This window comes from Pseudomonas sp. TE12508, assembly GCF_056279485.1.
The window spans coordinates 1-2,319 of sequence record NZ_JBWCCN010000040.1 but is presented as its reverse complement, the minus strand read 5'-3'; the positions used below and the strand labels follow the sequence as shown (position 1 = coordinate 2,319).

At 52.7% G+C, this 2,319-nt stretch carries 2 protein-coding genes; one reads left to right on the top strand and one right to left on the bottom strand.

Annotated elements, in window-relative coordinates; genetic code table 11:
• Positions 1–137: 137 nt before the first annotated feature.
• Positions 138–530: a hypothetical protein gene (locus ACZ9IM_RS30430; protein ID WP_476225830.1), complete on the bottom strand. Its 393-nt coding sequence runs from the start codon at positions 528–530 to the stop codon at positions 138–140.
• Between the two features lie 174 nt (positions 531–704).
• Here ACZ9IM_RS30430 and ACZ9IM_RS30425 point away from each other — a divergent pair, with 174 nt between their 5' ends.
• Positions 705–2,141 (top strand): IS1182 family transposase, encoded by a 1,437-nt coding sequence (locus ACZ9IM_RS30425; protein ID WP_476225829.1) that lies wholly within the window; start codon positions 705–707, stop codon positions 2,139–2,141.
• The last annotated feature ends 178 nt before the right edge of the window (positions 2,142–2,319 follow it).

Genomic DNA, 2,319 nt, shown 5'->3' with positions numbered 1-2,319 from the left:
CCAGGTTGTGCGAAAACGCATGGAACGTTTTGTAGCCTGCGTTGCTACATTAAATCTATCGGCTGTTCACGCTAGTAGCGTGGTCTCAAACCAATGTCTGTATTAAAACAGCCGGCCATGCGACCGGCTGGAAGCAGTTAACTAAACGCTATGCAAACAGGTTCCATCTCTACCAACGCATTTTCACAAGCACCTACGAGATCTCGCACGCAGTAAAGTCTCCATCCCTTACTCGATCCCCACTTGGAAGCGACCGTTTCAAGCGAAAACTCCTCCTCCTGCGTTGCCCGAGCCCAATCATCGTGCCCGATCTCAGCGATCAGTTGCGCCTGGTAGATCTGTAAAAATGGAAGCAAGCTTTTCGCTTGATCTACATCTATGAGGACAAAGTCTGCTGTATCGAGTTGCTGTTTAACATTCTCGACCAGTTCGTGGGCCTGCAATGGGAGTGCATCTAACACTGCCTCCAAGGCTGATCCCGACTTGTCGGCACTTTGGAACGTACCGCAAATGATGTTCCCTCCTGCCATATCCTTTTCCCTGTCGTGACTTTGAAGCCTAGATTAGGCACCTCGCGATCAAGTGTCTATCGTCAACTCTGGCTGATTTATGCCCGTCGTGAGCGACCAATTGGTCCCAGACTTGGTGAAAAACTCCCCAAATTGTCTAACCTTCTGAACGCCGAGGTAGTAACGGGGACAGTCATGAAGCGATTCATTGAAGGCGAGGCGCGAACTCAAGTCACCTTGCTGCCAGAGTGCCTGGACGATTACGTAGTCGAAGAAAATCCAGTGCGCGTGGTCGATGTTTTCGTCGATGAACTCGACCTGGGCGCACTTGGTTTTGAGGGCGTCGATCCTGCCGCTACGGGTCGTCCGGCCTACCACCCAGCGGTGTTATTGAAGATCTATATCTACGGCTACCTCAATCGGGTTCAGTCCAGCCGCCGGCTTGAGCGTGAGACCCAGCGTAACGTCGAGTTGATGTGGCTAACAGGCCGCTTGGCTCCAGATTTCAAAACCATCGCCGACTTTCGCAAAGACAACGGCAAAGCCATTCGCAGCGTATGCCGCCAGTTCGTAGTTCTTTGCCGCAACCTCAATCTCTTCTCTCAGTCGATCATCGCCATCGACGGCAGCAAATTCAAAGCCGTCAATAATCGCGACCGCAACTTCACTCAGGGCAAGGTGAAGGCACGCATGCAGCAGATCGAGCAGAGCATTGATCGCTATCTGGCGGCGATGGATTCGGCGGATCGGGCAACACCCGAAGTGGCCGAGGCCAAAGCAGAGCGGCTTAAAGAAAAGATAGAAACACTGAAAAAGCAGATGCAGAAACTCAAGGAAATCGAGGCACAGCTCCACGAAAGTCCAGACCAGCAGATCTCCCTCACAGACCCAGATGCACGCTCAATGGCCACGAGCGGCCGAGGCACCGGAACGGTTGGCTACAACGTACAAACAGCTGTCGACGACAAACACCATCTGATCATTGCCCATGAGGTGACCAACGTTGGCAATGATCGTGGACAACTGAGCAATATGGCGAACCAAGCGCGTGAAGAAATCGAGGCTGAATCGCTAACGGTGGTGGCCGACCGAGGCTATTACAAAGGTCTGGAAATCCTTGCTTGCGAGCAAGCCGGCATCACTGTCTTCGTACCGAAACCCCTTACATCTGGTAGCAAAGCCGAAGGCAGATTCGGCAAGCAGGATTTCATCTATCTTATTGCGTCGGACGAATATCGATGCCCTGCGGGGCAGTTATTAACCAGACGGCATTCGTCGATGGAAGACGGCATGTTATTGCATTGTTACTACTACTCGGGCTGCCAGTCCTGCTCAATGCAACAGCAATGTACGACTGGTAAGGAGCGCCGTGTGAAGCGCTGGGAACATGAGGCTGTAGCCGACGCGATGCAGGTTCGGCTAGAACATGATCCAGCGATGATGAGGGTTCGGCGACAGACCGTTGAACATCCTTTTGGAACGCTCAAATATTGGATGGGAGCCACCCACTTCCTGACCAAAACACTTCCGCGGGTAAGTACCGAAATGAGCCTTCATGTGCTCGCTTACAACCTCAAACGAATGATGAGCATCTTCGGCATCACAGGATTGCTTGAAGCGATCAGAGCGTGAATCCAGCCGCTTGCTCGCCCGTTAGTAGCCCTTTGGGCAGTTGACGCGGCCCAAAGGGCATTACGAACATCTATGTAGCTGACGAAGGTAATTCGCGCTTCCGCCCGCTGATTGCACAGGCAACCCACGAAACGCTCAGCTTTCATCGTGTTTGGAGAGTTTTCACACAGCCTGGGTC

Excerpts from the sequence above, each read along its gene's own strand:
- ACZ9IM_RS30425 (WP_476225829.1), top strand. The coding sequence starts at position 705 with ATGAAGCGATTCATTGAAGGCGAGGCGCGAACTCAAGTCACCTTGCTG.
- ACZ9IM_RS30430 (WP_476225830.1), bottom strand. The coding sequence starts at position 530 with ATGGCAGGAGGGAACATCATTTGCGGTACGTTCCAAAGTGCCGACAAG.